Source organism: Myxococcaceae bacterium JPH2 (assembly GCA_016458225.1).
In the GTDB taxonomy this organism is placed as follows: Bacteria; Myxococcota; Myxococcia; order Myxococcales; family Myxococcaceae; genus Citreicoccus.
Genome location: JAEMGR010000081.1, coordinates 1 through 2,655 on the forward strand (window position 1 = coordinate 1; position 2,655 = coordinate 2,655).

At 67.4% G+C, this 2,655-nt stretch carries 1 protein-coding gene; it reads left to right on the plus strand.

Annotated elements, in window-relative coordinates; genetic code table 11:
* The coding region (locus tag JGU66_36175) for an amino acid adenylation domain-containing protein (GenBank protein MBJ6766213.1) at positions 1-2,655 on the plus strand (2,655 nt) is incomplete at both ends.

Sequence of the window (2,655 nt, forward strand, 5' to 3'; positions counted from 1 at the left end):
TGGAGCGGTTGGGGTGGATGAGGCGAGAGGCGGGAGTGGCGCTGCTGGTGGCGCAGGAGAAGTTGGCGGAGGAGGTGGCGGAGGGCGGCGAGGTGGTGGTGCTGGTGGACGGGGACAAGGCAGAGATTGAGAAGCGGGCAAAGACAAACATCGAAGTGGAAGTAGCCGGAGAGAACCTGGCGTACGTGCTGTTTACGTCCGGCTCGACGGGGAAGCCGAAGGGCGTGGGAGTGCCGCACCGGGCAGTGACGCGGTTGGTGAAGGGAGTGGAGTACGCGCGATTCGGAGAGGACGAGGTGGTGCTGCAGTTGGCACCACTGACATTCGACGCGTCGACGCTGGAGGTGTGGGGCGCGCTGCTGCACGGGGGGAGGCTGGAGGTGTACCCGGCGGGGACGCCGACGCTGGAGGAGTTGGGGAGGGCTTTGGAAGAGAAGCAGGTGACGACGCTGTGGCTGACAGCGGCGCTCTTCGAGCAGATGCAGGGGCGGCAAGGGGAAGCCCTGCGGAAGGTGAGGCAGGTGCTGGCAGGAGGAGACGTGCTGCCAGTGGGGCGGGTGAGAGAGAGAGTGGCGGCGGGAGTGCTGGTGAATGGGTACGGCCCGACGGAGGGGACGACTTTCACGGCATGCCACCGGATGGAGGAGGGGGAAGAGGTTGGGTGGGGAGTGGCGATTGGGCGGCCGGTGGAAAACACGAAGGTGTGGGTGTTGGACGAGTGGGGGAAGGAAGTCCCGGTGGGGGTGTGGGGCGAGCTGTACGTGGGAGGAGAGGGTTTGGCGCGAGGGTACGAGGGGCGGCCGGAGTTGACGGCGGAGCGCTTCGTGCCGAGCGGGTACGGGGATGGACAGAGGCTGTATCGGACAGGGGACGTGGCGAGGTGGGCGAGGAGAGGGGTGCTGGAGTTTGGAGGGAGAAGAGACGGGCAGGTGAAGGTGCGCGGGTACCGGGTGGAGGCGGGAGAGGTGGAGGCCGCGCTGGTGGGGTTGGGAGGGGTGAGGGAAGCGGTGGTGGTGGCGAGGGAGGACGGGGCGGAGGGGAAGAGGTTGGTGGGGTACGTGACGCCGGAGGAGGGCGCGGCGGTCAGCGTGGAGGAGTTGAGGGAGGGGCTGAGGAGGAAGTTGCCGGAGTACATGGTGCCGACAGCCTTTGTGGTGCTGGAGGCCTTGCCGGTGACGGCGAACGGGAAGGTGGACAGGAGGGCCCTGCCCGCGCCGGAGATGACCGACGTGCGACGCGGCGAGTACGTGGCGCCGCGGACCGAAACAGAAGCCGTGATCGCGAGCCTGTGGGCCACGGTGCTGAATCAGCCGAAGGTGGGATTGCGCGACGACTTCTTCGCCCTCGGAGGGCATTCGCTCCTGGCGACGCAGCTGGTGTCGCGCATCCGCGAGTCGCTGACGATCGAACTCCCGCTGCGCACCATCTTCGAGGCCCCCACCGTGGAGGCCCTGTCGAAGCGTGTGGAGCAATCGCGGGCAGAGGCGTCGGGTGTCGTGGCGCCGCCGCTCGGACGGATGGAGCGACGAGGTGAACCGCCCCTGTCGTTCGCGCAGCAGCGGCTGTGGTTCCTCGCGCAGCTCGAACCGACGAGCACGGTCTACCACGTCCCCTTGATCGTGCGATTGACAGGGGCGCTCGATGCGGAGGCGCTCGCGTTCAGCATCGACGCACTCATTGCGCGACACGAAGCCCTGCGCACCACGTTCGGAGTCGTCGACGGCGAGCCTGTCCAACGAATCGCCACCCACGCGCTCTCCGCGCTCCAGCGAGTGGAGCTGCGTGGCCTGTCGCCTGACTCGATTGACGTCGAGGTCCGGCGCCACCTCGAAGACGTGGTGGGGCGGCCGTTCGATCTCGAGCAGGGACCTCTTCTCCGCACCCTGTTGTTGACGCTGTCGGAGCAAGAGCACGTGCTCGCACTGGTCATGCACCACATCGTCTCGGACGGTTGGTCCATGGGCGTGCTCGTCGAGGAGCTGACGGCGCTCTACTCGGCGCGCGTGCGTGGCGTGGCAGCCTCGCTACCGAGTCTCCCCATCCAATACGCGGACTACGCAATCTGGCAGCGCGAGTGGCTGCGGGGAGACGTGCTGGAGTCGCAGCTCGCGTACTGGCGGCGTCAGCTCGCGGGTGCGCCTCGGGCCTTGGAGCTGCTGACGGATCGACCTCGTCCCGCGGTGCAATCGGTGGACGGGGCTGCGCTTCCCTTCGCCCTCGGCCGAGCGCTGAGTGACGGCGTCAAGGCGCTCGCGCAGCGCGAAGGCGCAACGCCATACATGGTGCTGCTGACCGCGTATCAAGTGGTGCTGGCGAGGAACGCGGGACAGGACGAGGTGTGCGTGGGTTCGCCGATCGCGAACCGGACGCGGGGAGAGATGGAGGGGCTGCTCGGGTTCTTCGTCAACACCGTGGTGATGCGGACGCAGGTGAAGGGGAACCCGCGCTTCCGCGAAGTGTTGTCGCAGGTGAGAGCGACGACGCTGGAGGCGTACGCGCACCAGGACGTGCCTTTCGAGAAGCTCGTGGAGGAGCTGAGGCCAGAGCGTGACTTGAGCCGCAGTCCGCTCTTCCAAGCGATGTTCACGTTGGACAGCACGCCCAAGTCATCAGGTCACGCCATGCCGGGGCTGAGTCTGCGGCCCGTCTCCGTGG